The sequence below is a fragment of the Myxococcus dinghuensis genome, assembly GCF_024198235.1.
In the GTDB taxonomy this organism is placed as follows: Bacteria; Myxococcota; Myxococcia; order Myxococcales; family Myxococcaceae; genus Myxococcus; species Myxococcus dinghuensis.
On sequence record NZ_JAKCFB010000031.1, the window covers coordinates 23,322 to 49,075 of the forward strand.

Below are 25,754 nucleotides of genomic sequence, written 5' to 3' on the forward strand. Positions count from 1 at the left end.
GGGAGCGGTGGAGGTTGTCGGCATGGAGGGACGAACTGGCGGGTCGAACCAACATCATACGTATGGTGTGACAGGCCTTGGCTGTGGGAGGCGAGGGGACGCCCACGCTCCCTGCTTCCCGCCGGCCCCGGAACACGGCAATGTGCCGCGCACTGGCGGACACGCATGAACACAGGCGAAGCACTGCACCTCCATCCGGGTGTGAAGGTCCGGCCCTGTGAATGGGGCTACGGTGTCTTCACCGACGAGTTCATCAAGGCGGGCGACCTCATCGAGGAGTGCCGCTACCTCAAGGTGCTCCAGAAGCACACGCGCCACCCCCCGCTCGACGACTACGTCTTCCAGATCCGCTGGAGCGAACGGGAGCAGCAGCCCGCGGGGGACTGGGTCGCGCTCGTGCTGGGCTACGGCATGCTCTACAACCACGCCAAGGAGCCCAACGCCGCGTATTACCGCGCGGTGGACCGCGACCTCTTCACCTTCTACGCCCTGCGCGACATCCACCCCGGCGAGCAGGTGTTCATCAGCTACGGCGACGAGTGGTGGGACTCGCGGGGCCAGGGTGTGCCTCCCTGAACCAGGGCGGCCTCGCGGGGGTGGGCGCGGGTCCACACGCCTGGACGCGGGGCGCAACGCGGGCGCACTCTCGGTACAAGACATTCTTCTGGGCGGAGGGTGGGGTGGATGAAATTCCGGCCCTCTCTCCCGGGTGGGGGCGGGTATGATGCCCGCCTGATGGGGCTGCGAGCACACGAGAAGGGCTCGGCGGAGGTTCGCCGGGGGGCCTGGGCGCGGGAGGCGGGGGTGGATGACCTCGCGGACGCGTCGGCGGAGCTGCGCATGCCTCTTGCCCCGGGCTCGACGCCGGTGTTCATGCACACCGTGCCAGGAGGGGCCGCCGTCTCCGGCCAGATACGGATGATGGCGGGGGCATGAGCGGCAGGACTGTGACGGCGATGGCCGAGAGGAACGATTCGATGAGTGACAAGGCCGAGGACCGGCGCGACTCCCCACGGATTCCCATGCGCCTGAAGGTGCGACGGGCGGGAAGCTCGGCGGACTTCGAGGCGGGGGAGGGCGACCTGTCCCTGGGGGGCTGCGCCTGGAATGGTCCCGGGCTGGAGGCGGGCGCCCAGGTCGAGGTGCGCTTCAACCTGCCCCTGCTCCCGGACGAGGTCGAGGCCCGGGGCGAGGTGCTCCACGTCACGGATGGCCCGCAGGGGCCCGCCGCGCACGTGCGCTTCATGGACCTGCCGGTCGAGGCGGAGCTGGCCATCGCCCGCTACCTGGACGACGTGCAGCTCTCCGGCGGCAAGAGCTGAAGGCCCCACCCCGTAGCGCGCGAGGAAGCCTCCATGGCGGATGACATTCCCTGGGAGCGCCTGTTCGAGGACGCCACGCGCGTGCGCGAGCGCGCGCACGTGCCGTACTCCCGCTTCCCGGTGGGGGCGGCCATCCTCTACGCGGACGGCTCGGTGGTCGCGGGCTGCAACGTGGAGAACGCCACCTACGGGCTGACCGTCTGCGCCGAGCGCAACGCCTTCGCCGCGGGCGTGGCGCAGGGGCGCTCGCGCCCCGTGGCGGTGGCCATCGTCGCGAACACGGACGTGCCGTGCCCGCCGTGTGGCATGTGCCGGCAGGTGATGGCGGAGTTCGCCGGAAACGCATTGTCGGTGCGCAGCAGGACCCCGAAGGGGGACGAGGCGCGCTACACCCTGGGCGAGCTGCTGCCGCACGCCTTCACCAAGGACTTCTTCTAGGAAAGCCCGTACGCGTGGATCTGCTCCTGACTGGCGGAACCGTGGTGACGATGAACCGCGAGCGCGAGGTGCTCGTGGAGGCGGACGTGCTCGTCCAGGACGGGCGCATCGCCAAGGTGGGACGCGGGCTGAAGCCCCGCGGGACGCGCCGGGTGGTGGATGTGACGGGGAAGGTGGTGCTCCCCGGCTTCATCCATGGCCACCTGCACGCCTGCCAGACGCTGTTCCGGGGCCGCGCGGACGGCCTGGAGCTGCTCGACTGGCTGCGCGAGCGCATCTGGCCCTTCGAGGCGTCGCATGACGCGGCGTCCATGCGCGCGTCGGCGGACCTGACGTTCGCGGAGCTCATCCGCTCGGGCTCCACCGCCGCGCTCGACATGGGCAGCGTGCACCACTACGACGCCGTCTTCGAGTCGGCGCGGGACGCCGGCTTCCGGCTGGTGGGGGGCAAGGCGATGATGGACGCGGGCGCGAACGTGCCCGACGGCCTGCGCGAGTCCACCGCGGAGTCGCTGGCCCACAGCCTCCAGTTGCTGGAGCGCTGGCACGACACGCACGAGGGCCGGCTGCGCTACGCCTTCGCGCCCCGCTTCGTCCTGTCCTGCACGCCGGAGCTGATGCGCGAGGTGGCGCGGCTGTCGCGCGAGCACGACGTGCGCATCCACACGCACGCCAGCGAGAACGCGAAGGAGACGGACGCGGTGCGCCAGTACTCGGGCGGCCGGGACAACGTCGACTTCTTCCACACGCTGGGCGTCAGCGGGCCGCACGTGACGCTGGCCCACTGCGTGTGGCTGTCCGCCGAGGAGCAGGAGCTCTTGCGCGACACGCGCACCGTGGTGTGCCACTGCCCGGGCTCCAACCTGAAGCTGGGCTCGGGCATCGCCAAGGTGCCGGAGATGCTGGAGGCCGGCATCACCGTGGCGCTCGGCGCGGACGGCGCGCCCTGCAACAACACGCTCGACATGTTCAACGAGATGCGGCTCGCGGCGGTGCTCCACAACCCGCGCGTGGGCCCGCTGGCGATGACGCCCATGCGCGTGCTGGAGATGGCCACGCTGCATGGCGCCCGGGCGCTGGGGCTCGAGGACCAGGTGGGCTCGCTGGAGCCGGGCAAGCGCGCCGACATCACGGTGGTGGACCTGTCCGACCTGCACGCCGCCCCCACGCCGGAGGACGTGCTCGCGCCGCTGGTCTACTCCGGCCGGGCCACGGACGTGACGCACGTCTTCATCGACGGGCGGCCCGTGCTCAAGGACGGCGTGCTCACCACGCTGGACCGCGCCTCCGTGGTGGCCAACGCCAACGCCAACGTCGAGCGCATCCTCCAGCGCCGCAAGCGCGCCCGGAGCAGCTGAACGGCCTCACGCCGGCAGCCACACCACGAAGGACGTCGCCCACCCGGGCGCGTCCTCCAGCACCAACCGCCCGCCGTGGGCCTCCGCCGCGAGCCGCGAGAAGTACAGGCCCAGGCCGTAGCCCCGGCGGCTGTCGCGCTCCAGGTCGCCCTGCACGTACTTGTCGAAGAGGCGGGCGCGCAGCTCGGCGGGGATGGGGACGCCGTCGTTGCGCACCGCCAGCCACCGTCCCCTCGCGTCCACGCCACCCTCCAGCCGCACCCGGCCCCCGGTGGGGGCATAGCGCACGGCGTTGGTGGCCAGGTTCTCCACCACGCGCACCAGCAGGTCCAGGTCACCGACCAGCTCCAGCCGCTCGGGGATTTCGACGTCGAGGGTGATGCGGCGGGCGCGCGCCACGCTCTGCATGGAGCGGCGCACGTCCTCCAGGAGCGCGCCGACCAGCAGCGGCGTCTTGCGCGGCTCCAGCCGGCCTTCCTCCAGCCGGGGGACATCCATCAGGTCGGCGATCATCCGGTCCAGGCGGGCGGTGACGGCCAGGCCCGTGCGCACGGACTCCAGGAGGCTCTCCACCTTCAGCTCGTGCTCCATCCACGACAGCGTCATGGTGAGCGCGGACAGGGGCGAGCGCAGGTCGTGCACCAGGAACTGCGTCAGCGTCTCCTTGTCCCGTTGCAGCGCGGACAACTGGTCGTTGCGCGCATGCTCCGCCGCGAGCAGCCGCTCGATGGTGCGCCGCGCCTCCTCCACCTCCTGGAAGCGCCGTGCCTCCAGGGCCCGCTCCACCTCCGCGCGGGTGAGGGCGACGGCGGCCAGGCGCAGCCGCCGCGTCTTGTAGTGGCTGACCCCGGCCATCATCAGCAGCGTCACCACGGCGATGACCACCGGCCCCCAACTGACGGAGGCCTCGCGCATCAGCGCGCCCTGCGCGAGCGCGCCCAGGGACGCCGTGGCGTAGACGACCCCTGGTTGCAGCGTCAGGCCGCTGAGCGCGACGACGAGCGCGAACAGCCCCAGGCTGAAGCCGGCCACGCCCGCGGGGAAGGGGGAGATGGGCAGCGCCACGTGCTGGAGGCCGTAGACGAGCGCCACGTCCATCAGCGACTGCGCCGCCCCGAGCCACCGCGCCTCCGGCCGCTTCCTCACCACGAACAGCACGGCGGCCACGCCCACGTAGGGCCCCAGGATGGCCGGGTAGGGCTCCCAGTCCTCGCCCCCCGCCTGCCACAGCGTGGTGGTCAGGACCAGGAAGATGGCGGCGCCGACCAGACGCACGGCCGCCCCCGTGCCCAGCACGCTGCGGCGCTGGGCGTCCACCGCCCGCGCCAGCGAGTCCTCGAAGCGTTGGGGCCACGCCAGCGTCCCGTCCACGGGTCATGGGTTTTCCTCAGTTCCCGGGCCAGGGCAAGTTCTCTAGAGGGGGAGGCGCCGGGCGGGCGCTGCGACGCAGGTGCGGGGCGCGAGCGTGCCGACCGCGATGGACGGGCTTGTGGCGCGCCGGCAATCACCTTAGGTGAGTGCACGTAGCACTGATCAGCGGGGGCGGTTGTGGCTGCTTGCCCGCCCCGGAGTTCGTGTAAGGTGGCCTGAAGTAGGTCTGGACGGAGGTAGACCGCCGACATGTGGGACAGACTCAAGAGGGCATTGCGCAGCTTCGCGGGCTTCTTCGTCTCCTCCATCGAGGATCCGGAGCTCATCCTCGAGCAGAACATCCGTGACCTGAACGACCAGGTCCCGAAGATGAACGAGTCCATCGCCATGGTCCGGGCGAACGTGACGCTGCTCGAGAAGGAGAACGCCAAGTACAAGGAGGACGTGCGCGGGATGACGGCGAAGGTGAAGGCCGCCATCCAGGCCGGTCGCGACGACCTGGCCGCGCAGTACGCGACCAAGCTCCAGGTCGAGAAGGAGGCGCTCGAGCGCAACGAGGCGCAACTGGCCACCGCGCGCCAGGCCTACGAGAAGGCCCTGAACGTCAAGAAGGCGTTCATGCGCGAGAAGGACCGCAAGACGCAGGAGGCCATGACGGCCATCCGCGACGCGCGGCGCGCCAAGTGGCAGGCCAAGGTGGCCGACACGATGGAGTCCTTCACCGTCGCGGGCATCGACTCGACGCACGACGAGATGCTGCGCAAGGTGGAGGAGCGCACCGCCGTGAACGAGGCGCGCATGCAGATGGCGCTCGAGTCGGTGGACCACCAGGCCGCGCAGATCGAGGAGGAGGCCGAGAAGATCCAGGCCAACGAGCTCGTGAAGCAGTTCAAGATGGAGATGGGGATGATGGACAGCCCCGCCCCGGTGTCCGACGTGAGCGGCGCGACGGGGAAGACCATCGGCAAGAAGGTGGGGGTCGAGTAGGCCCCCGTGGTCCGGAACGAGGAGACGAGGCCTGGGAACTGACGGATGAAGCTCCACCGCGGACCAGGCCTCTTCCTCTTCCTCTCCCTGTGCGTGCTGGGCGCGGGCTGGGTGGTCGCGTCCCGCATGGGGTACCTGGACAGGCTCCAGGCGCGCTTCTTCCCCGCCACGCGCGAGGCCGTGCGGCTGTCCCCGGGTGACTTCCCCGCGGGCGTGTCCGCGCCCGTGGCGGACGTGGCGTCCGTGCCGCTGCGTCCCGTGCTCGTCGGCTTCACGCCGCGCGGCTCGGCGGCGGGCCTGCTCGTCGCCGCGGGCGGGGCCACCACGCTGGACAACCCCACGGCGCCCGCGGGCGCCGCGCAGGGCGTGCTCAAGACGGCCTACGCGCTGGATGCCCGCGCGGTGCTGTTCGGCCGGGAGGAGGAGCTGCGGCAGGCGTTGGCCATCGGCGCGGAGAACGGCGGCGTGGACATGGCCATGCTGTCGGTGGACCGGCTGGCGTCGTGGGCGCCGGGCCTGCGGGACGCGGCGCCGCGCACGGTGCTGCTGGCCGGGCGCAGCCGCGGGCAGGAGGCGCTCGCGGCGGTGGGCGTCACGGACCTGGCGAGCCTGCGCGGCAAGCGCGTGGGCGTCTATCCCTTCAGCTCCACGCACTACTTCGCGCTGTGGGTGCTGGCGCGGGCGGGCCTGCGCACCTCGGACGTGCGCTGGGTGGACCTGCCGTCCACGCTCGACGCGGGGCGTGCGCTGCGCGAGGGCCGGGCGGACGCGGTGGTGGGGCTGTGGGGCGACGTGGAGCTGGCGGCCCGGGACCGGGGCGGCGCGGTGCTGGCGACGACGGCGGACGCGCCCCACCTGGTGGCCACGGTGCTGGTGGCGCGGGGCGACTTCGCGGCCCGGTACCCGGACGCGGTCCGCCGCGTGCTGCGCGGCATGCTGGATGCCGGACAGAACGTGCTCAAGGACCCCACGGCGGGGGCGAGGATGCTCGGCGAGGTGGCGCCGTACCTGGGCGACCCCATCGAGGCCATCCGCAGCGCGCCTCCCGCGACGCTGGCGGACAATCGGGCGTTCTTCGGCCTTTCCGGCGAGGCGCCGGTCACCTATGACGAGCTGTACCAGAGCGCCGCCGCGCTGTTCCAGAAGCTCAAGCAGGGCCCCCCGGTGCCGCTGGCGGAGGATACGCGGGACTTGGGGGCGTTGAAGTACGTGTCGGAGGCGCGAGGGCCCTGAGGCGTACGGCCCGGGCGAGGCCCCGGGACGGGAGGATGGACGTGGCGAAGAAGTCGCCGAACTACATCAAGGCCGCATTCCTGATGCCCGCCAACCTGGTGGGGCTGGGCACGGCGGCCGCCTCGGCGGCGCTGACGGGCGAGCCGCTGCCGGCCCTGGTCGCGCTGGGGTTGGAGGGGTTGTACCTGGGGCTCTTCTCGTCCGTGCCGCGCTTCCAGCGCGCGGTGCGCTCGCGCGAGCCGGCGGACCCGGAGGAGGCGCGCAAGGCGGTGGACTCGCTCCTGGGAGATTTGTCGCCCTCCCAGCGTGAGCACTACCAGCAGCTCGTCGGGCTGAAGGAGAAGATTCTCGCCAACTACCGCAAGCTGCCGGGCGGCAAGGTGCTGGAGTCGGAGAGCGAGCCGCGGATGGACGCGCTGCTCACGTCGTTCCTGCGCCTCATCTCCACGCTCAACCAGCACCGCTCGTTCCTCAACAGCTCCGACCGGGAGAACCTGGAGAAGGACGTCCGGGAGCTGGAGGCGGACATGGCGGGGGAGGCCAACCCCCGGCTTCGCGAGGTGAAGCAGAACCGCCTGGACATCCTGCGCAAGCGCCTGTCGCGCTTCGAGCAGGCGGGCGAGAGCCGCGAGGTGGTGAGCCACCAGCTCGCGGGCATCGAGGACCTGATGCGGCTGACGCACGAGCAGTCCATCGCCATCCGCGACCCGGAAAGCGTCAACCGGCAGCTCACCGTGCTCAGCGCGGAGGCCGAGGCCACCGAGGAGTCCGTGCGGCAGATGGAGCAGTTCCTCGAGTTCACCGAGGAGACGCGCGGCCCGCTGCCGCATGGCTCGCGGGTGCGCTGAAGCCGGGGACGGTGGGGCGGGGCGCGACCCCGGAGGTCCTGGACGCGGTCAGTTGCCTGGCCGTCATCCGGGCCCCTGGCCGGGCGGCGGATACCGGCGTCGCACACGAATAGATTGACTCTCTGGCCCAGCCGTCCTGTCCTGCCCTCATGTTCCGCCGAGCCTGGCTACCGACCCTCCTCCTCGTACTCGCTGTCGCGGGCTGCTCGCGTTGTGGTGACAAGGACAAGGGGCCCGTCGCCGCCGCGGGGGCCTCGGGCCCGGCCCGGTTCCTCCCGCGCGACGCCCAGGCCTCCGTCGTCATCGACGACCTGGGCGCGCTGGGCGAGAAGCTGGCCCGCTTCCAGAAGTTGAAGGCCGCGTCCTTCGCCGCGCAGCTGCGCAACTTCTCCTCCGCGGAGGGGTACGTGAACGCGGTGATGCGGCAGGTGGGCGTCGACCTGCGCAGCCGCCAGGCCCTGGAGGCCGCGGGCATCGCCCCCGAGCGGGGCGCGGGCGCCGCGTTCCTCGGCGGCAGCCGCGCCGTCTCCGTGGTCGGCGTCAAGGACGCGGAGAAGCTGGAGGCCACCTTCGCCGGCTTCGCGAGCACGCGGCTGGGCGCGTCCGAGGCGAAGCAGGAGAAGGGCGCGGGCGGACGGCTCGTCACCTTCAGCCGCCCCGGCGCCACCGAGCCGGCGCTGGGCCTGCTCTTCATCGACGGCGGCTCCTTCGCGCTCCTGGGCGCCGGCCCCTCCGTCGCGTCGCTGCGCGGGTTCGCCACGCAGCCGGAGGACCGCTCGCTCGCGAAGGAGCCGGTGCTGGCCGCGTCGCTCCAGCGCCTGCCCGCGCAGCGCGACTTCCACGTGTACCTCCCCGGCGGCGCGGGGCTCCTGCTGCCGGCGGGCACGGTGCAGGGCCTGACGCTGACGGGCCGCGTGGAGGACGCCGCCGTCACCGTGCAGGCGGACGCCCCGTGGCCGGACACGCAGGCGTCGCTGGCCGCGCTGGACCGCGTGAAGGACACCCCGGACCTGCGCGGCTACCTGCCCCAGGACAGCTTCTTCGTGGCGCGCTTCAGCGGTGACCCGTCGCAGCTCGACGGCGCGTGGCCGTACCTGGTGGGGGACTACCTCACGCGCGCCATCCAGAAGAGCGGCCTCGACATGAAGGCGGAGCTGCTCGACAACCTCAAGCCGGGCCTCGTGCTGGGGCTGGCCCTGTCGCCCAAGGTGAACCTGGGCATGGGCATGCCGGCGCTCGACCTGCGCCGCACCAACCCGTTCCGTTTCGTGCACCTGGTCGCCGTGTCGGAGCTGGAGGACTCGGCGCGCACCCAGGCGTTGCTGGAGCGGGTGCCCCAGTTCTCCGAGAACTTCGGCGCGAAGGTGGAGGGCTCGGACCTGAAGGGGCAGCGCGTCTACCTCACGTCGTACCGGGCGGGGGAGGGCGCGCACTTCGCGCTCGCGCCCAACGGGCGGCTGCTCATCGCCTCGCCGCAGGCGCAGTTGGAGGCGTCGCTGGCCGCGCTCGCGCAGAAGGCCTCCGAGGGGCCGCTCTCCGCGGACCTGCGCGACGCGGGCAAGGACGCCGCCTTCGTCGCGGTGCTCGACCTGCGCCGGCTGGCGGACGCGGTGAAGAACCTCCCGTCGGAGGCCTGGGGCATCGGTGGGTTCGCCATCAAGGCCACCACCGTGCGCTGGCTGGAGGCCACCGACGACCTGCGCGCCGTGACGCTCGCCGTGACCCGCAAGGAGCGCGCGCTCCAGGCGGAGCTGTCCCTCCGGCTCACCCCCACCTCCGCGACCTCCACCACGACCCAGCCGGCCACTCCGTGATTCACGCCCGAGACGTCACCAAGGAATACATCGATGGAGATGGCACCCGGGTCCGGGTGCTCGACGGCATGTCCCTCGACGTGGACGCGGGGGACTTCGTCGCCGTGGTGGGCCCCTCCGGCAGCGGCAAGTCCACGCTGCTGCACCTGCTGGGAGGGCTCGACGTCGACTACCGGGGCGAGGTGTCCGTGGGCGGCGTGAAGCTGGCGGGCCTGGGCGACAAGGCCCTGGCGCGCTTCCGCAACACCCACGTGGGCTTCGTCTTCCAGTCCTTCCACCTCATCCCCAACCTCTCCGCGCTGGAGAACGTGCTGCTGCCGTCGCACTTCGGCGCGAAGCCCCCGGACGCCGTGAAGCGCGGCGAGGCGCTGCTGGAGCGCGTGGGCCTCGCGGCCAAGAAGGACCGCGCCCCGGTGCGGCTGTCCGGCGGCGAGCGCCAGCGGGTGGCCATCGCCCGGGCGCTCTACGGAGGTCCAAAGCTGCTCCTGTGCGACGAGCCCACGGGCAACCTGGACGCGGCCACGGGCGCGGGGGTCATCCAGTTGTTCCAGGAGCTGCACCGCGAGGGCCTCACCGTGCTGGCCGTCACCCACGAGGAGCGGATGAGCGCCGCCGCGCGGCGCGTGCTGCGGCTCAAGGAGGGCAAGCTCGTGGAGGAGCGCGCCACGGCCCAGGCGGCCTCGGGGGACGCGTCATGAGGCTGGACGCGCTGTCGCGGCTGGTGCGGCTGAGCCTCGCGCGCGAGCGCAAGGGCGCGTTCTTCTCCGCCTTCGGCGTGGCCATGGGCGTGGGCACGCTGGTGTTCTTCATCGGCCTGGGGCTGGGGGTGGGGCGCGTCATCCGCGAGAAGATCTTCCCCACCGACGCGCGGCTGGTGGACGTGGTGCCCTCGTCGGTGTCGCTCGGGTTGTTGGGCGGCGGCAAGCTGGACGCGGAGGCGGTGGAGCGGCTGCGCGCGCTGCCCGGCGTGGAGGCCGCGCACCGGAAGATGAGCGTGCGCGTGCCCGCGGTGACGCGCTACGACGGCGTCTTCTTCGGCACGCGGCTGCGCATGGGCATGGAGGTGCTCGCCGTCGGCGTGGACCCGGACCTGGTGAAGGGCGACGTGCAACTGGGCGAGTTCAAGGACGCCGGCGAGGGCCAGCCCATCCCCGCGCTGGTGTCCACGCGCCTGCTGGAGCTGTACAACAAGACGTTCGCCCCGGCGCGCAAGCTGCCGCAGTTGTCGTCGGGGATGATCGTCGGCTTCGGCTTCCCGGTGGAGTTCAACCGCTCCTACGTCTCCGCCTCGGCGACGGGGCCCTCGGTCTCCTCGCAGACGCAGGTGGTGGGCGCGTCCGACCGGGCCATGTTCGCGGGCATCACCCTCCCGCTGGAGACCGCGGTGCGCATCAACCGCCAGGCGGGCGTGGACGCGGAGAACTACTCCGGCGTCACGCTGGTGGCCGTGGACCCGTCCCACGTCCCGGCGCTGGTGGACGCGGTGAAGGCCATGGGGTTGGAGATCGACGACCAGGAGCGCCGCATGGCGGAGAACACGGGCGCGGCGGTGGCGCTCACCACCTCCGCGCTGGCGCTCCTGTCCATCCTCATCTGCTTCCTGGCCGCGGTGAACATCGCCCACGCGCTGTCCGCCTCCGTGCGCGCCCGCGCGCGGGAGATTGGCGTGATGCAGGCGGTGGGGGCCTCGCGCGCGGACATCCGCGCCATCGTCCTGGCCGAGGCCGCCGTGGTGGGCCTGGCCGGTGGTGCCGTGGGCACCGCGGTGGCGCTCGCGGCGTCGTTCGGCGTGAACCGCCTCGCCGCGGGCTACCTGCCCAACTTCCCGTACAAACCCGACAGCTTCTTCTCCTTCCCCTGGCCGGTGGTGCTGGGTGGGGTGGTGCTGGGCCTCCTGGCGGCGCTCGCCGGGGCCTACTTCCCCAGTCGCCGCGCCGCCGCCACAGACCCCGCACGGACGCTCGCTGGATGACGCTCCCTTCGCGCAAGACCCTGCTGAGCAACGTGCTCAGCCTGGCCGCCATCGCCTGGATCTACGGCGGCGACTTCTCCGACGCCCTCAGGGCCCGTACCGCGGACGTGTCCGCGCTCGTGGAGCTGCCCTCGCCGGTGCGCCCCGCCGTGGTGCTGGGGCTGACGGCGCTCGCCACGGCCGCCGTCCTCTTCGGGCTCGTCCGGAAGCTCCCCGAGGGCTTCAAGGGCTACCGGCTCCTGCCCATCGTGCTGGTGGGGTCGCTCTTCGCGGACCTCATGCTGGCGGAGAGCCGCATCCCCATCGACTCCACGGACGTGGCGTCCATGTCCCTGCAGCGCTTCCACAAGCTCGCGCAGGAGCTGTCCACGCTCGACGCGGTGGTGGACGACCCGCGCATGCTCCAGCCGCTCCTGGAGGAACTGGGACGGCCCCCGTACCTGGTCCACGGAGAGCCCGCGCAGGCCTATACCCTCCAGGTCCGCAAGGACTGCGAAGGCCCGGTGCGTGATGCACCCGGGGTGCGGGTGGGCACGTTGCTGTACTGCGTCGCCCCCGAGCGCAAGGGCGCCTGGGTGACGCTGGTGGGCCTGCCCGCGGAGAAGCGCTTCGGCGCCCCGGAGGTGCTCGCCGCCGGGGGCCAGACGCGCTTCCTGCTGGTCACCCCCAAGGTGCCGGACGAGGAGTCCGAGCCGACCGGGGCCTTCCGGGATGGCATGACGAAGCCCGAGCCCGCGGGGCAGGACGCGGGGACCTCCAGCCTCCAGCCTTGACGCGAAGGGGTGCCACAGACCTGTTGCTTGCCCGCCTGTCGAGCACGGAGGGCAGCCTCGTGTGGTTGACCCTGCGCTCGCGCGATCGCTAGGCTCCTCACGAACGGACCCTCCCCCACGTGACGACCTCTCAACCGAAGCGTCAGCCCATCCCTTTCGGGAAGTACCTCCTTCTGGACCGCATCAACATCGGCGGCATGGCGGAGGTGTGGCGCGGCAAGCAATTCGGCGCGAGTGGCTTCGAACGGCTCGTGGCCATCAAGCGCATCCTGCCGAACATCGCGGAGGACGAAGAGTTCATCTCGATGTTCATCGATGAGGCGAAGATCAGCGTCCAGCTGAGCCACGCCAACATCGCGCAGATCTACGAGCTGGGGCAGATCGCCAGCAGCTACTTCATCTCGATGGAGTACATCCCCGGCAAGGACATGCGGGCCATCTTCGACCGGTGCCGGAAGAAGGGGGAGCCCGCGCCCGTGCCGTTGGTGGCGTTCTGCATCTCCAAGATGTGCGAGGGCCTGGACTACGCCCACCGGAAGAAGGACGGGATGGGGCGGGACATGAACATCGTCCACCGCGACATCTCGCCCCAGAACGTCCTCCTCTCCTTCGAGGGCGAGGTCAAGGTCATCGACTTCGGCATCGCCAAGGCGGCGGGCAAGGCGACCAAGACGCAGGCGGGCATCCTCAAGGGCAAGTTCGGCTACATGAGCCCGGAGCAGATCCGCGGCCTGCCGCTGGACCGGCGCTCGGACGTGTTCGCCATCGGCGTGTGTCTCTACGAGATGCTCACCGGCGAGCGCCTCTTCGTGGGCGACAGCGACTTCAGCGTGCTGGAGAAGGTGCGCAAGGCGGAGGTCCCCGCGCCGTCCACGTACAACCGGCGCATCCCGGAGACGCTCGAGAAGATCGTCATGCGCGCGCTCGCCAAGGACGTGGACGAGCGCTACCAGTACGCCAGCGAGCTGGGCGACGACCTGCAGCGCTTCCTCATCACCAGCGAGACCATCTTCGGCCGCAAGGACCTCATGCAGTACATGAAGTCCACCTTCGCGGAGGAAGTGGAGCGCGAGAAGCAGCGCCTGTCGGACTACGCGGACATCCGCCCGCCGGACGGCATGCTCGCCGCGCTGGAGGCCGCGCAGGGCTACGCCAGCGGGGGCATGTCCGCGCCGCCTCCTCCGGCCCCCGTGCCCGTGCCCGTGGTGCAGCCGGTGGCGCCGGCGCCGCCCCGCGCCACCGCCGCGATGGGCGCCGTCACGGGCGGTCCGCCCCCCGCGGCCTCGGGGGTACGGCGCTCGCCCACGCTGGCGGCGCTGCCCAAGCTGACGGCGGCCACGGCCGCGCCCGCGCCCAAGGAGGACGAGGTCCAGGCGACGCAGCTGGTCTCCAGCGACCACGTCTTCGACGACAGCCCGGAGCCCACGACTCAGCCGGGTGCCCAGGTGGGGCGCACGGTGACGCCGCTGGGGACGCGGCCCCCCGCGGTCGACGAGGACGAGCATCCGTCCGGGAAGACGGCGCTGATTCCGCCGCCCTCGCCGCTGTCTCCGCCGCGCCTGTCTCAGGCGAACATGCCGGTGCTGACGCCCTCCGGGGCGCCGGCGCGCCCGTCGACGACGGTGCCCACGCTGGTCCCCCATGAGGTCGCGGCGCAGGCGCCGGGCCAGCGTCCCAGCCGGGGCGGGGATGGGCTGCCGCGCATCGCCCGTGACGTGCCGCCGGACGTGTCCCAGGGCATCCCGCGCAACGCGCTGCCGCCGGACGTGTCGCAGGGGGTCTCCCGCGCGGCGCTCCAGGAGGCACAGCAGTCGTCCCACCGGGCCCCGCCCCAGTTGAACGCGGGCAATCCGGTGCGCCCGCCCCCGCGTCGTCCGGAGCCTCCGCCGGTCCAGGAAGACGCGGAGTCCGAGGACGAGGAGTTCCCGACGGCCTCCGTGCCCGCGCTCAACCGCGGCAAGGGGCTCGACAAGCGGGTGCTCTACGGCCTCGTCGGCGTGGTGGCCCTGGTGCTCGTCTCCGTGGGCGCCTGGTGGGGCCTGAGCCCCGGTTCGGGCTACCTCATGCTGGACCTGCAGCGCGTGCCGCAGGACGTGCGCTCGCGCATGAGCGTGACGTTCGACGCGCAGCCGGTGCCCGCGGACGGGGGCAGCACGTTGCTGCGCCAGGTGCAGGCCGGGCCGGTGATGGTCACGGTCAGCGCGGAGGGCTTCAAGACCTTCACCAAGACGGTGGCCGTCAACAGCGGCAAGGAGGTCACCCCGGTCGAGGTCGTGCTGGAGAGCCTCGTGCGCACCGCGTCGCTGGTGCTCGTCACCCAACCGACGGATGCCCAGGTGAAGGTGGACGGGAAGGTGGTCCGCGACCAGGGCCACTCGGATGCCTTCATCAAGGGCGTGCCCATCAGCGGCAACGAGTGGGTGGTGGAGGTCAGCGCGCCGCAGCACAAGCCCGCGTCGAAGCGGGTGCCCGTCTCCGGCGAGGGACCGGTCGAGGTGTCGCTCAAGCTGGAGCCCTTGGTGACGAAGGTGTCGGTGAAGGTCGACTCGCGTCCGGCGGGCGCCGTCATCTTCGTGGGCGGCCAGGAGCTGGGCGAGACGCCGGCCACGGTGCAGTTGTCCACGTCCGTGCGGCAGCTCACGCTCAAGCTCAAGTGCCACAGCGACGCGGAGGTGGACGTGCCGGCTTCCGAGGCCGGAGAATCCATCTCCACCGCGACGGTGACGCTCAAGCGACAGGCGCGCTGTCGCTGAGCGCGTGGCCCGTTAAGGTGAAGGGTTTCGAGGCCCGCTTCCCCCGTGAGGGCGGAGGCGGGTGCGCCAGCTCCCCCAGCGGAGGAGCGAGAGGAGGCGTGTGTCCGTGAGCAAGGTGCGCAAGGTCCAGAAGGCAGATCCATTGGCGGACCTCCCCCGGTGGGCGCAGCAGCTCGCCCGGAAGTACTACACGAAGACGGTGAACACCTTCCTGCTCTACGGAGCGGTGAGGGACCTGCAGCCGCTCCAGATGGAGGACGGCGGGCGGGGCTTCGGCACGCTGAAGACGTTCCTGTCGGAGGAGCTGTTCGGCGGGCGGGACCACGTCCTGTTCTATGACCGCTCGTCGGGCATCCGGTCGGCCACGCAGGAGACGCAGAAGGACCTGGCGCGGGTCATGTCCGGCTATGACGCCATGTACGGCACGGACTACGCCAAGGTCATGCCGAGGGATCCAGGCCGGGCGCTCCAGGTGCTGGAGAACTTCCTGCGCATGCGCCTGAGCGAGGGGCGCTCGCTGGCGCTCATCATCGACTTCGCGGAGACGCTGGTGCCGGGCGGGGAGATCTCCCACCTGTCCTCGGAGGACCGCTTCGTGCTGGCCACGTTGGACAAGTGGGCGCACGACCCGCAGTTCCTCGCCGGCGACGTGTCCGTGGTGCTGCTGGCGGAGAACCTGGCGGACATCGCGCCGCGCATCTCCCGCAACCCGTACGTGTCGCCCATCGAGCTGCCCCTGCCCACCGAGGAGGAGCGGCTGGAGTACGTGCGCTTCAAGCTGGAGGGCAAGCGGCTGCAGTCCGTGTCGGAGGTGCCGCTGGCGGGCCTGGCGAAGATGACCGCGGGCCTGTCGCGCATCAACCTGGACCGCGTGCTGACGGAGGCGCTGGAGCGCGAGGTGCGCATCACCTCGGACCTCCTGAAGGAGAAGAAGAAGGAGATCATCCAGGCCGAGTGCCACGGCCTCCTGGAGTTCATCGAGCCGGTGCACACGCTGGACGCGGTGGCGGGGCACGCGAAGGCGAAGCAGATGCTGCGGCAGGCGGCCAGCGCGCTGAAGAAGGGGCGCCTGGAGGTCATGCCCATGGGCTATCTGCTGTCCGGGCCGGTGGGCACGGGCAAGACGTTCATGGTGAGCTGCTTCGCGGGGGAGATTGGCATCCCCGTGGTGAAGTTCCTCAACTTCCGCAGCCAGTGGCAGGGCGTCACCGAGGCCAACCTGGAGAAGATCTTCAACCTCCTCAAGGCCTTGTGGCCGGTGGCGGTGATGATCGACGAGGCGGACACGTTCCTCGGCAACCGGGACTCCGGCGGTGACTCCGGCACGAGCAGCCGCGTGTTCGGCTCCATCGCGTCCTTCATGGGCAACACGCAGTACCGCGGGAAGATCGTCTGGTTCCTGATGACGGCCCGGCCGGACCTGCTGCCCATCGACCTCAAGCGGCAGGGCCGCGCGGAGGAGCACCTGGCGCTCTTCTATCCGCAGACGGACGCGGAGCGTGACGAGCTCTTCCAGGTGATGTCGAAGAAGACGGGCGTCTCCGCGGAGGGCATCGAGTCCTTCTCCGCCATGATTCCGCCGAGCGTGCGCGCCTTCAGCGGCGCGGACATCGAGGCCGTCATGGTGCGCTCGAAGTTCCGGGCCCTGGCGGACGGGCGTGAGTCGGTGACGAAGGACGACGTGGCGGCGGTGCTCGCGGACTTCGTGCCACCCAGCTACCCGTTGGAGATCGAACTCCAGAACCTGGTCGCCGTGCAGGAGTGCACCAGCCGGGAGCTGCTGCCCGAGAACTTCCGCACGCTGGACCGAGACGTCATCACCCGCCGCGTCCGGGAGTTGAAGGCGCTGCTCGAGGAGCGGTAGCCACATTCGTCAGGCGACCGGCACCGGCACGCGCAGGTGCGGGTCGTCCACGTGCTCCACCACCGCCACGCGGTCTCCGACGGACAGCGCGTCGTGGAGCACGACGATGGCCTCGTTCGAGTGGCGGATGCAGCCGTGGGACACGTTGCCCCCGAGCAGGGCGGGGGCGTTCGTCCCGTGCAGCTCCTCCGCGGAGTGGCGACCATCCGCCCAGGACAGGTCCAACAGTCGCGTGCCGAAGACGTGCTGGTCGTTCCACAGCCGCGCGCCCGCCGCCTCCGCGGCCACCTGGTCCAACTTCGTCCGGACGACCTTGAGCCCCGCGCGCGTGGGGGTGCCGGCGGTGCCCGTGGCGTTGGGGAACACGTCCACCAGTTGCCCCCGGGGGTCGAAGAGGAAGGTGCGGTGCTCGCGCAGCGCCACCACCACGCGCACGGGTTGCCCGTCGTAGTGGGGGTTGGGCAGGCCGCGCGACTGGCCACGAGCGCCCGGGGCGGGGGCCAGCGCCTCCAACGCGCGCAGCGTGGCGGCGTCGAGGACCCCCGTGGGTTGGAGGGTGGGGAAGGTGGCGCGGGCGTGCACCTGGAAGTTGCGCAACGCCCGGGTCGTCTGCTGGCCCAGTCTCCCGTCCGCGCCCCCGTGCAGCGCGAAGCCCATGTCCAGCAGGGCCGACTGGACGGCGCGCACGCCGTCTCCCTGGGCGCCTGCTCCGAGGAGGCGCAGGCCGGAGGCCACCTCCGTGAGTTCGGGTTGCCCCGCGAAGCGCGCGTGCGTGAGCGGGGGCGCGGCGGGGCTCCGGGGGACGGCGCCCCAGTCCTCCACCGACGTCCGTGTGTCGGGACGGGCATCCGCGCGTGCTGGGGACGTCGCGGGGGTGGACTGGGGGAGGAGGGCCCCCTCGGAGGGAGGGGGCGGGAGGCGGGGCGTGTCGCGAGCGATGGACGAGGTCATGCCTCGTCCCACTGCAATTCACTCGCCCGTCCTCACGGCGCGCTGACGCTGAGCACCTTGCCGGTGGGGATGGTGCGGTGGTCCTTGATGTTGTTCCACCGCATGATGTCCTCGACGCTGACGCCGTAGCGCTGGGACACGGACCAGAGCGTCTCGCCCTCGGCCAGTGAGTGGACCTTGCCGCCCGGCCTGGCGGGGAGGGCGGCCACGTTCCGGGCCACCACGGTGCCGGCGCGCTCCTGCACCTGCGCGGTGCCCTCGGGCCACACGTAGATGAGCGAGCCCACCTGGAGCGTGGGGTTGCGGCGGCGCAGGTTGTTCCACTGCTTGAGGTGGTCCACGGACACGTTGAACTTGGTGGCGATGACCCAGAGGCTGTCGCCCGACTGCACGCCGTAGGTGATGCGCTTGCGGCCGTTGAGCGTCTCCGTCTTCACGGGGCCGGCGGCCACGGGGCCCTTGGGGGTGCCGGCGGGGACCTCGTCCTCCGGGCGGTGCGCCACGACGCCGCTGCGCCGCGCCTGGGCCACCTTGCTCGCCAGGGCGCCGCCGCTGCCGCCGGTGGCCTTGCCCGCGGGGACGGGAATCACCAGCTCCGCGCCCAGCTTGAGCGTCTTCGCGCTCTTGAGGCGGTTCATCTGGAGGATGGCCTCGGACGCGCTGCCGTAGCGCTCGGCGATCTGCGACAGGGTGTCGCCGCGCTTCACCTTGTGCATGCGGAACGTCAGGCGCTCGGCCGGGGAGAGCTTCTTGAAGCCCTCCGCGAAGCGGGGCGCCGCGCCGACGGGGAGCCGCAGCTTGTAGGGGTTCTTCGTCGTCGCCGGGGGCGTGCACCAGCGCTTGAGCTCCGGGTTGAGGTCCTGCACGTCCTTGACGTTCACCCCGGCGGCGCGCGCCACCACGTCCAGGTCCGTGGCGTCCGGCAGGTCCACCTCGTCGTACGCGAGCGGCTGCTCGTAGTCGAACTCCTCCTCGGAGAAGCCGAACGCGGTGGGGTTCTTCGCCACCAGCGCGGCGGCGATGAGCTTGGGCACGTAGTGCTTGGTCTCCTTCGCCAGGCCCTTCTCCTCCGACAGGAGCCAGAAGTTGTTGGTGCCGTAGCGCTCCACCATGCGCCGTACGCGGTAGGAGCCGGTGTTGTAGCCGGCCCAGGCCAGGTACCAGTGGCCCAGCTCCGAGTGGAGGTCCTTGAGGTAGGTGGCGGCGGCGCGCGTGGCCTTGACCGGGTCGCGGCGCTCGTCCACCCAGAAGTCCTGCTTGAGGCCGTACTGGCGGCCCGTGCTGGAGATGAACTGCCAGGGCCCGGCCGCGTGCGCCCACGAGTAGGCGTGCGCGGAGAAGCCGCTCTCGATCATCGCCAGGTACACCGTGTCGCGCGGCAGGCCGTGCTTCTCGAGGATGGGCTGCATCACCGGCAGGTAGCGCGCCGAGCGGGACATCCACTTGCGGAACCACTTGCGGCCAGGTCCCTGGAAGAACTGGATGTACTGGGCCACCAGCGGCTGCATCTCCACCGGGATGTCGTAGCGGTCTTGAATCTGCGAGACGTCGAAGCTGCCCAGGTCGGTGATGAGCGGCAGCTCGGCGGGCGTGTCGTCCTCGCGGAAGGTGGGCTCCTCCAGCGCGTCGAGCATGCGCAGGCGCAGGGGATTGGCGAGCCCCAGCCGGCGCAGCGACTGCATCACCTCCGCGTTCGGCCTCGCGGCCGGGTCCAGCGTGGCGCCCTCGAGCGCGCGCAGTTCCTCCAACTCGGCGGACTCGGACTCCACCTCCTCGCTCGTCGCCTCCGGCTCCTGGCTGGGGTCCTCCGCGTCCGTCATCGCCGTGCCGCTGGCGAAGGCGCGCTTGTCGTCCAGCGCCTCGTCATCCGAGGGCTGGGGCTTCGCCGCGACGGCGGACTTCGGCGTGGCTGGTGTGTTCGTGGTGCCACGGCCCGTCGACGCCTGCGAGCTTGCAGGGGTGGTCCCACCGCTCGCCTGCGCGGGCGCCGTCGTCACGCCGTTCACGGCCGGAGCCTGCGCCGCGTCGTTCGCCGTCGGCGCCTGGGTCGTCGCGCCGTTCACGGCCGGAGCCTGCGCCGCGTTGGTCGCCATCGGCGCCTGTGCGGGCGTGCCCTTCGTGGTCGAAGCAGGCGCCACGCCGCTGGCGACGGGGGCCTGGGCCGCGCTGCTCGCCGTCGGCGTCTGGGGCGTCGCGCCGTTCACGGTCGAGGAGGGCGTCGCGCCACGCGTTGCCGGAGCCTGGGGCGTCGTACTGCTCGCGGTGGCGGGCGCCGCGTTCGTATTGCCCGAGGCCGTCTGGGCCTCGCCTGCCGCGCGGGCTGGCGCCTGCTGCGGGCTGCTCGGCGGCGTGGAGGCGGGGACGGCCGCCTGCGCCGCGGCGCCGCCCGCTGTCATCAGCGTGCTCTTCGCATCCAGCGTGGCGCTGGTCGCCAGGCTGCGGGTTTCGTCGGCCGCGAGCACGCGCATGCCTGCGGGAGGCGGAGGCATGGGCGGCGGCACACCCGCCGAGGCGGGAGGCGGGGCCAGGTTCAGCACGAGGAGGCAGAGAGGCAGCATGGGGTCGCAAGAAGAGTGCGCCCAGAAGCAGGCGAAGGCCGAAGTATTCGCGCTTTTTCTTGACAGTCAAACAACGAGTCGCGCGGTGTGGCCACGCAGAGGACGCTCCGTGGGTGCGTCCCTCCGGGCGCTGACGCCTGCTTTACGGTTTGACGGGCTTCGGGACGTCCGCCGGCTTGCCCTTCGACGAGGCGTCCACCGGCTTGCCGTGGCCCGGCCCCAGGATTCGCGGCAGGTACGTCGCGAAGTCGAAGTGGGGCGAGTTCTCCGGGTTGTGGCAGGTGACGCAGAGGGACTCGCCCGGCGCGGCGACGATGTTGTCGGCGCTCGGCTCGTCCGCGTGCAGCGAGCCCGGTCCGTGGCAGCTCTCGCAGCCCACGTCCTCGCGGCCCGCGACCTTGTCGAGCCGGCACACGCCGCCGGGTTGCTCCCAACCGGTGACGTGGCACCCCACGCAGTTGAGGTGGAACTGCTTGCCCACCTCCTCCAGCGTCTCCCAGGCGTGGTGATGCTTGGACTTCTCCCACGTGGGGAAGGCCTCTTCGTGGCAGGCGCGGCACGGCTCGTTGCCGACGAAGGCCGCCTTGCCCGGGGCGGGCGCGGGACAGTCCTGGCCGTGCTCCTTCGCCCAGGCCAGGTTCAGCTTCCCCACCTCCGCGTCGTACTTCGCCACCAGCGACTGCGCCTCCGGCAGCGACGGCAGCCCCGACTCCAACGGCACGAAGCGCACGGAGAAGCCGTCCACGTCGTGCGTCGTCACCGGGGGCGCGGACAAGAGGGCCTGCTTGCGCGCCACCAGCTCGTCGCGCTTGGCCTGCTTGAGGGCCTTGAGCTGGGCATCGATGCCCGGCAGGTTGATCTCCTTGTCCAGCAGGGCGGTGCGCTGCTCCAGCGCGGCCACCTCGCGGTCGGTGTCGCCCTGACCCTTCTGGAAGACGAAGCGGCCCGGCTGCGCGGCGTAGCCCAGGTCCACCCGGACCAGCGAGCGTCCGCGGCTCTGCGGCGCCACCACCGGCACCGTGGCGCGGACCAGCCGGTTCTGCTCGCCCCCCAGCCCTGCCTCCGACCGGGTCGCCACCAGCAGGTCCGCCGGGAGACCGGGGGTCTCCGCCACCTTCTGGGCCTCCTCCAGCGTCTGGTCCACCAGCGCCAGGACGAAGTCCGCGCCTTCCTTCCGCGCGCGGGCGCTGGCGGCCACCAACTGCTCCGTCGTGTCGGCCGCCACGATGCCCACCTTCCGGGGGCCGGCGGGCACGAGCTTCACGGTGCCGGGAGCCACCTCCGGCAAGCCCAGCCCCTCGCGGAAGCCGGCGCCGCGCGTGTCGTCCAGGGGGCCGGTGGCGCGCACCGTCAGCCCCATCATCCGCATCGCGTTCGCCAGGGCCTTCGCCTTCAGCTCCTCCTGCGGGACCTGGCCGGGCTTGAGGGTCGTCTCGCCGAAGAGGCTGTTGCCGCCGTCGACGTAGTGGACGGGCAGGGCGCCCTTGCGCGCCTCCTGCACCTGGAACGCCGCGCGCGCGATGCCGCCGCGCATGTTCTCGCTACAGCCGCACGGGCCGAGGTAGCCCTGGGTGTCCGCGGAGATGAGGAGGGTGGCGCCCGCCGTGGAGGTGGCGCCGGTGGACGGGGTCCCCGCTTCCGCTTCGGGGGGGCGGGGCGGCGGGTCCTTGCGCATGCACCCGGTGAGCACCACGCCCGCGAGGGCGGCGAGCAGGACGGGGCGCATCCGCGTCACCAGAGGATGCTCTGCACCAGTTCGTCGATCTTCTCGCCCATGGCCTCCAGCCCGTTCACCTTCGACAGGGAGCCGTCGGCGCCCACCTGCTCGGCAAGCTTGGACAGCTCGTCGTCGGGCAGGCTGGAGAACAGCACGATGGGGATGTCCTGGGTGCCGTACTCGTTCTTCAGGGTGCGGCAGATGTCCGTGCCCTTGGCCTCGGGCATGTGGATGTCCGTGAGGATGAGGTCCGGCCGCCAGCTCTGGAGCGTTTTCTCGAACTCCATGAGCGTGGAGGTAGCGACGACCTCATAGCCGCGCGCTTCCAGCACGGCCTTCTCCATGGCCAGCGTGATTTCGCTGTCGTCAATCAGGAGGATTCTTCGCTTCTCGGACACGTCGACCTTCCTTGGGGGCCGTTTCTTATCCTACCCCCACGCGGCGCACCAATGCCTTTCCCACGCCCTGGGAATGGGGCTGGCGACCCTGTCTGGCGATGCCCACCGTCCGTCGGCCGCCCCCCAGGGGGGCGATTCGGACTTCTTCCGGCAACCGCACCGAAAAAGAGTAAGGAAGACCCCATGATGCACCGAGACAGCCGGCCCTGGGCGGCCCTCCTCCTGGTGGGGAGCATCATGTGGGCAATGCCCGCCGCGGCCCTCAACGGCGGACTGGCCGCGCCGACCCTCCCGGTGGACCGGCAGACCCCCCACGCCACCGCGCAGGGCTTCCTGGCCGCCGCGCACCGGGGGGACTACAAGACGGCCGAGCACTACCTCGACCTGGACTTCATCCCCCGGGACCAGCAGGCGGAGCGGGGCTTCCAGTTGGCGCGCCGGCTCAAGTTCGTGCTCGACCGGAAGCTGGCCATCGACCTGTCCTCGGTGAACAAGACCCCGGAGGGCGACCCGGCGGACGCGCGCTACGACCAGCTCGGCGTCATCCCCCTGGAGGGCGCCAGCGTCCCCATCCGCCTGCAGCGCGTGACGCAGGGTGGGGAGCAGGTGTGGGTGTTCAGCGAGCCCACCGTGAAGATGGTGGACGCGCTCTTCGAGGCCCACGGCCCGCGCGTGGCGGAGTGGCTGCCGGCCGTCTTCTTCTCCGGGACGGTGCTCGGGCTGGAGCCGTGGCAGTGGCTGGGGCTCCTCGTCACGCTCGTGGGCGCGCTGGGGCTGGCGGTGCTGCTGGAGCGGCTGACGCTGGCGTTCGGGCTGCGCCTGGCGCGCTGGACGCACATCACCCTGGACGACCAGATGGTGGCCGCGGGGCGGGGGCCGCTGCGGCTGCCCTTCTTCGCCATCCTGCTGGCGGCGGGCACGGCGTTCCTCCTGCTGCCCCGGCCCATGCAGACGCTGTTCAACCGGGTGAGCTACTCGCTGCTCATCGTCTCGGTGGCGTGGTTCATCCTGCGCTTCCTGCGCGTGTTCTCCAGCTTCGTGCAGAACCGCGTGTCCGGCGAGTCGCGGGACCCCGCGCGCGCCCGCTCGCTGCGCACCCAGTTCGCGGTGCTGCGCGCCGTCTTCGAGGCGGCGACGTACGTGGTCGCCGCGGCGCTGCTGCTCATGCAGTTCGAGGTCGTGCGCAACGTGGGCGTGTCGCTGCTGGCCTCCGCCGGCATCGCCGGCCTGGTGATTGGTCTCGCCGCGCAGAAGTCCATCTCCACGCTGCTGGCCGGCATCCAGCTCTCCATCACCCAGCCGGTGCGCATCGGCGACCAGGTGGTGGTGGAGTCCGAGTTCGGCACCGTGGAGGAGATCACCCTGACGTATGTGGTGCTGCGCGTCTGGGACCAGCGGCGGATGATCATCCCCATCACCTACTTCCTCGACAAGCCGTTCCAGAACTGGAGCAAGTCGAGCCCGGAGCTGCTCGGCGCGGTCACCCTCCAGGTGGACTACTCCACCGACATCGACGCGGTGCGCGCCGAGCTGCTGCGCATCCTGGAGCAGGACACCAAGAAGCTGTGGGACCGTCGCCTCCAGACGGTGGTGGTGCTCGAGGCGCAGGACCGCACGCTCACCGTGCGCGCCCTGGTGAGCGCGGCGAACCCCGACAAGCTCTTCGAATTGCGCTGCCTCGTGCGCGAGCGCCTGGTCGCCTTCTTGCGACAGCAACCCCAGTGGCTGCCGTTCACCCGCACCGAGTCAAGAACGGCGTCCCCGCCCGTTTCTCCTGCGCCGGAGGCACTTCCCCCGGATTCCCAGGGACTTGGACCCCGCTCATGACCTGGGAAAATGGGGGAGACAGGGAGCGCTTGCCTGGGGTCGAGGCGTCTTTGAATATTGCGACGGACGCTTCGTCAGAGCGTTGGAGTTTTCGCATCTACCGCATGTGGGAGTCTTCGAGATGAAGCGTCATTCCAGGTTGTGCGGAGCCCTTGTGCTGCTGGCCGCCGCGGCGCCGCTGACCGCGGGCGCGCAGGAGCGGGGGCGTACGGACGGGCCCGAGGGGTCCGAGTACGGCAAGGGGGGCTACTCGGGCTCGAACAGCACGGGCGTCTCGTTCCAGCTCGACTGGGGCGCGGCCATCAACGACGAGAAGCCCTCCCGCGCGGCTCCAGATGGCCCTCCGCTGTACGTGGGCGCCACGGTGTCGTGGTGGGGCGCGGACTGGTTCGCGCTGGACGCCAGCGCCACCTACGTCTTCGACGGTGGCCGCTTCTCCGCCATGGTGGGCCCGCGCTTCCGCTCCTGGGGCTGGCCGCTGGTGTTCTCCGCCGGTCTGCGTGCGGGCGCCATCTACACCCCCGAGTACATCAACTCCTCGTTCGACAAGGAGGAGCTGCACTTCGGCATCTCCCCCGACGTCGGCGCCGAGGTGCTCGTGGGGCACCGGGACAACATCTCCCTGGGGCTGCACTACACGCCGGACATCCCCATCGGTGGCGGTTACGTGACGCACCGGTTGGGAATGTCCGTGGGGTACCGCTTCTAGTCTCGCGAAGGGGGAGGTTCCGACATGATTGCCCAAGTCCTCGCCGCCACCCTGGCGCTGGCCTCCGGTCAGGCCACCATCAGCATGCCCGTGGCCGGCGCAAGCCCGACGATGAGCCTGCCGTTCCCGTCGAGCAGCGTGCAGACGTACAACATCATCCAGTGGGATCCGAACAACCTGCCGCGCATCTACGAGCGGTCGGACCAGCTCCCGCTCACGGACGAGGAGCTGACCAAGCTGTCGCAGGCGGGCTTCGAGCCCGCGCAGCTCGTGAAGATGATCGAGGAGCGGCGCTGCGCGTGTGACGCGAGCGCGGACGGCCTCATCCGGTTGAAGAAGGCCGGCGTCGACAAGAACGTGCTCGCGGCGGTGTCGCGTCACGGACTTGCGCCCAACCGCGAGCTGAACCTGCTGGTGACGCTGGACTTCACCGGCGAGAGCCGCACCGCCCGCGAGGCCTTCCTCTACTTCTTCGTGGAGGACGGCGACGTCACCCGCGTCTTCACCGCCAACATCCCGGAGCTCCTGCAGCGCCGCAACCGCCACGAGTCGATGGTGGACCGCAGCGACATCCTCGTCGCACGCACCGTGCGCCGGGTGGAGCTGGCGGGCCGCGTGCCGCTGAAGACGTATGGCAAGCACACGGTGCTGGTGGCCGCCAGCGCCAGCCCCACGCTCACCCATCCCTCGCAGCTCAATGACCAGGAGCGGGCGAAGTCGCAGACCTACACCTTCGACTACCCCCGTGCCTCGCTCCAGAGCCTGTGCCGCCTGACGGCTGGGTACCGCCGCGACGCGGTGCTGGCCTACAAGTGGAACTTCGAGGGAAGCCGCTTCGAATGCGAATGGAACTAGGAGCCA

Annotated in this window: 22 protein-coding genes; 17 read left to right on the plus strand and 5 right to left on the minus strand. The window is 71.2% G+C overall.

The annotated features are described in order from the left end of the window. Positions 1-165: 165 nt before the first annotated feature. From LZ198_RS30690 to LZ198_RS30710, 5 genes are all read left to right on the plus strand, one after another. A complete protein-coding gene (locus tag LZ198_RS30690) occupies positions 166-576 on the plus strand; it encodes an SET domain-containing protein-lysine N-methyltransferase (protein ID WP_253975664.1) in 411 nt (136 codons plus the stop codon). A gap of 159 nt (positions 577-735) precedes the next feature. Next, complete coding sequence (locus LZ198_RS30695) at positions 736-936, plus strand: hypothetical protein (RefSeq protein WP_253975665.1); 201 nt, start codon at positions 736-738, stop codon at positions 934-936. Positions 937-977: 41 nt separating this feature from the next. Next, positions 978-1,322 carry a PilZ domain-containing protein gene (locus LZ198_RS30700; RefSeq protein ID WP_253975666.1) on the plus strand — a complete coding sequence of 115 codons (345 nt, stop codon included), beginning with the start codon at positions 978-980 and terminating at the stop codon, positions 1,320-1,322. Positions 1,323-1,355: 33 nt separating this feature from the next. Next, on the plus strand, positions 1,356-1,760 hold the full coding sequence (locus LZ198_RS30705; protein ID WP_253975667.1) for a cytidine deaminase: 405 nt from the start codon (positions 1,356-1,358) through the stop codon (positions 1,758-1,760). Positions 1,761-1,774: 14 nt separating this feature from the next. Beyond that, positions 1,775-3,118 carry a 5'-deoxyadenosine deaminase gene (locus tag LZ198_RS30710; RefSeq protein WP_253975668.1) on the plus strand — a complete coding sequence of 448 codons (1,344 nt, stop codon included), beginning with the start codon at positions 1,775-1,777 and terminating at the stop codon, positions 3,116-3,118. 6 nt (positions 3,119-3,124) lie between these two features. Here LZ198_RS30710 and LZ198_RS30715 read toward each other — a convergent pair whose 3' ends face one another. Then, positions 3,125-4,489: a sensor histidine kinase gene (locus LZ198_RS30715; RefSeq protein ID WP_253975669.1), complete on the minus strand. Its 1,365-nt coding sequence runs from the start codon at positions 4,487-4,489 to the stop codon at positions 3,125-3,127. Between the two features lie 249 nt (positions 4,490-4,738). Between LZ198_RS30715 and LZ198_RS30720 the strand changes: the two genes are divergently transcribed. The 9 genes from LZ198_RS30720 to LZ198_RS30760 all read left to right on the plus strand — a co-directional run bounded on the left by LZ198_RS30720 (position 4,739) and on the right by LZ198_RS30760 (position 16,733). Beyond that, positions 4,739-5,476 (plus strand): PspA/IM30 family protein, encoded by a 738-nt coding sequence (locus LZ198_RS30720; protein ID WP_253975670.1) that lies wholly within the window; start codon positions 4,739-4,741, stop codon positions 5,474-5,476. A gap of 45 nt (positions 5,477-5,521) precedes the next feature. Further along, positions 5,522-6,709, plus strand: coding sequence for an ABC transporter substrate-binding protein (locus LZ198_RS30725; RefSeq protein ID WP_253975671.1), 1,188 nt, complete (start codon positions 5,522-5,524; stop codon positions 6,707-6,709). Positions 6,710-6,744: 35 nt separating this feature from the next. Then, positions 6,745-7,557 carry a hypothetical protein gene (locus LZ198_RS30730; RefSeq protein WP_253975672.1) on the plus strand — a complete coding sequence of 271 codons (813 nt, stop codon included), beginning with the start codon at positions 6,745-6,747 and terminating at the stop codon, positions 7,555-7,557. 149 nt (positions 7,558-7,706) lie between these two features. Then, positions 7,707-9,371, plus strand: a complete 1,665-nt coding sequence (locus LZ198_RS30735) for a hypothetical protein (RefSeq protein WP_253975673.1) — start codon at positions 7,707-7,709, stop codon at positions 9,369-9,371. Continuing rightward, entirely contained in the window at positions 9,368-10,069 is a 702-nt protein-coding gene (locus LZ198_RS30740; protein ID WP_253975674.1) for an ABC transporter ATP-binding protein, read from the plus strand. Before LZ198_RS30735 ends, LZ198_RS30740 begins: the two co-directional genes overlap by 4 nt. Continuing rightward, the gene (locus LZ198_RS30745; RefSeq protein WP_253975675.1) at positions 10,066-11,343 is read left to right on the plus strand and encodes an ABC transporter permease; all 1,278 of its coding nucleotides are present in this window, start codon (positions 10,066-10,068) and stop codon (positions 11,341-11,343) included. The genes LZ198_RS30740 and LZ198_RS30745 overlap by 4 nt, the downstream gene beginning before the upstream one ends. After that, on the plus strand, positions 11,340-12,116 hold the full coding sequence (locus tag LZ198_RS30750; RefSeq protein ID WP_253975676.1) for a hypothetical protein: 777 nt from the start codon (positions 11,340-11,342) through the stop codon (positions 12,114-12,116). The genes LZ198_RS30745 and LZ198_RS30750 overlap by 4 nt, the downstream gene beginning before the upstream one ends. Positions 12,117-12,235: 119 nt before the next feature. Further along, entirely contained in the window at positions 12,236-14,869 is a 2,634-nt protein-coding gene (locus LZ198_RS30755) for a serine/threonine protein kinase (protein ID WP_253975677.1), read from the plus strand. A 106-nt stretch (positions 14,870-14,975) separates the two neighbouring features. After that, on the plus strand, positions 14,976-16,733 hold the full coding sequence (locus tag LZ198_RS30760; RefSeq protein ID WP_253975678.1) for an ATP-binding protein: 1,758 nt from the start codon (positions 14,976-14,978) through the stop codon (positions 16,731-16,733). A 9-nt stretch (positions 16,734-16,742) separates the two neighbouring features. On the opposite strand, the gene LZ198_RS30765 is transcribed toward LZ198_RS30760, so the two are convergent. The 4 genes from LZ198_RS30765 to LZ198_RS30780 all read right to left on the minus strand — a co-directional run bounded on the left by LZ198_RS30765 (position 16,743) and on the right by LZ198_RS30780 (position 22,357). Beyond that, positions 16,743-17,684: a L,D-transpeptidase family protein gene (locus LZ198_RS30765; RefSeq protein WP_253975679.1), complete on the minus strand. Its 942-nt coding sequence runs from the start codon at positions 17,682-17,684 to the stop codon at positions 16,743-16,745. A gap of 32 nt (positions 17,685-17,716) precedes the next feature. Next, positions 17,717-20,242, minus strand: a complete 2,526-nt coding sequence (locus tag LZ198_RS30770; protein ID WP_407667480.1) for a LysM peptidoglycan-binding domain-containing protein — start codon at positions 20,240-20,242, stop codon at positions 17,717-17,719. 142 nt (positions 20,243-20,384) lie between these two features. Further along, entirely contained in the window at positions 20,385-21,968 is a 1,584-nt protein-coding gene (locus LZ198_RS30775) for a cytochrome c family protein (protein WP_253975680.1), read from the minus strand. 5 nt (positions 21,969-21,973) lie between these two features. Then, entirely contained in the window at positions 21,974-22,357 is a 384-nt protein-coding gene (locus tag LZ198_RS30780; RefSeq protein WP_120202605.1) for a response regulator, read from the minus strand. 183 nt (positions 22,358-22,540) lie between these two features. Between LZ198_RS30780 and LZ198_RS30785 the strand changes: the two genes are divergently transcribed. The 3 genes from LZ198_RS30785 (at position 22,541) to LZ198_RS30795 (ending at position 25,748) form a co-directional block, all read left to right on the plus strand. After that, positions 22,541-24,184, plus strand: a complete 1,644-nt coding sequence (locus tag LZ198_RS30785) for a mechanosensitive ion channel family protein (RefSeq protein ID WP_253975681.1) — start codon at positions 22,541-22,543, stop codon at positions 24,182-24,184. Positions 24,185-24,305: 121 nt separating this feature from the next. After that, a complete protein-coding gene (locus tag LZ198_RS30790; protein WP_253975682.1) occupies positions 24,306-24,893 on the plus strand; it encodes a hypothetical protein in 588 nt (195 codons plus the stop codon). A gap of 24 nt (positions 24,894-24,917) precedes the next feature. Continuing rightward, complete coding sequence (locus tag LZ198_RS30795) at positions 24,918-25,748, plus strand: hypothetical protein (protein WP_253975683.1); 831 nt, start codon at positions 24,918-24,920, stop codon at positions 25,746-25,748. The last annotated feature ends 6 nt before the right edge of the window (positions 25,749-25,754 follow it).

What these genes read in the sequence shown, in the direction of transcription:
- LZ198_RS30690 (WP_253975664.1), top strand. Translation starts at nt 166, where the DNA reads ATGAACACAGGCGAAGCACTGCACCTCCATCCGGGTGTGAAGGTCCGG.
- LZ198_RS30695 (WP_253975665.1), top strand. Translation starts at nt 736, where the DNA reads ATGGGGCTGCGAGCACACGAGAAGGGCTCGGCGGAGGTTCGCCGGGGG.
- LZ198_RS30700 (WP_253975666.1), top strand. Translation starts at nt 978, where the DNA reads ATGAGTGACAAGGCCGAGGACCGGCGCGACTCCCCACGGATTCCCATG.
- LZ198_RS30705 (WP_253975667.1), top strand. Translation starts at nt 1,356, where the DNA reads ATGGCGGATGACATTCCCTGGGAGCGCCTGTTCGAGGACGCCACGCGC.
- LZ198_RS30720 (WP_253975670.1), top strand. Translation starts at nt 4,739, where the DNA reads ATGTGGGACAGACTCAAGAGGGCATTGCGCAGCTTCGCGGGCTTCTTC.
- LZ198_RS30725 (WP_253975671.1), top strand. Translation starts at nt 5,522, where the DNA reads ATGAAGCTCCACCGCGGACCAGGCCTCTTCCTCTTCCTCTCCCTGTGC.
- LZ198_RS30730 (WP_253975672.1), top strand. Translation starts at nt 6,745, where the DNA reads ATGGACGTGGCGAAGAAGTCGCCGAACTACATCAAGGCCGCATTCCTG.
- LZ198_RS30735 (WP_253975673.1), top strand. Translation starts at nt 7,707, where the DNA reads ATGTTCCGCCGAGCCTGGCTACCGACCCTCCTCCTCGTACTCGCTGTC.
- LZ198_RS30745 (WP_253975675.1), top strand. Translation starts at nt 10,066, where the DNA reads ATGAGGCTGGACGCGCTGTCGCGGCTGGTGCGGCTGAGCCTCGCGCGC.
- LZ198_RS30750 (WP_253975676.1), top strand. Translation starts at nt 11,340, where the DNA reads ATGACGCTCCCTTCGCGCAAGACCCTGCTGAGCAACGTGCTCAGCCTG.
- LZ198_RS30765 (WP_253975679.1), bottom strand. Translation starts at nt 17,684, where the DNA reads ATGACCTCGTCCATCGCTCGCGACACGCCCCGCCTCCCGCCCCCTCCC.
- LZ198_RS30770 (WP_407667480.1), bottom strand. Translation starts at nt 20,242, where the DNA reads ATGCTGCCTCTCTGCCTCCTCGTGCTGAACCTGGCCCCGCCTCCCGCC.
- LZ198_RS30775 (WP_253975680.1), bottom strand. Translation starts at nt 21,968, where the DNA reads ATGCGCCCCGTCCTGCTCGCCGCCCTCGCGGGCGTGGTGCTCACCGGG.
- LZ198_RS30785 (WP_253975681.1), top strand. Translation starts at nt 22,541, where the DNA reads ATGATGCACCGAGACAGCCGGCCCTGGGCGGCCCTCCTCCTGGTGGGG.
- LZ198_RS30790 (WP_253975682.1), top strand. Translation starts at nt 24,306, where the DNA reads ATGAAGCGTCATTCCAGGTTGTGCGGAGCCCTTGTGCTGCTGGCCGCC.
- LZ198_RS30795 (WP_253975683.1), top strand. Translation starts at nt 24,918, where the DNA reads ATGATTGCCCAAGTCCTCGCCGCCACCCTGGCGCTGGCCTCCGGTCAG.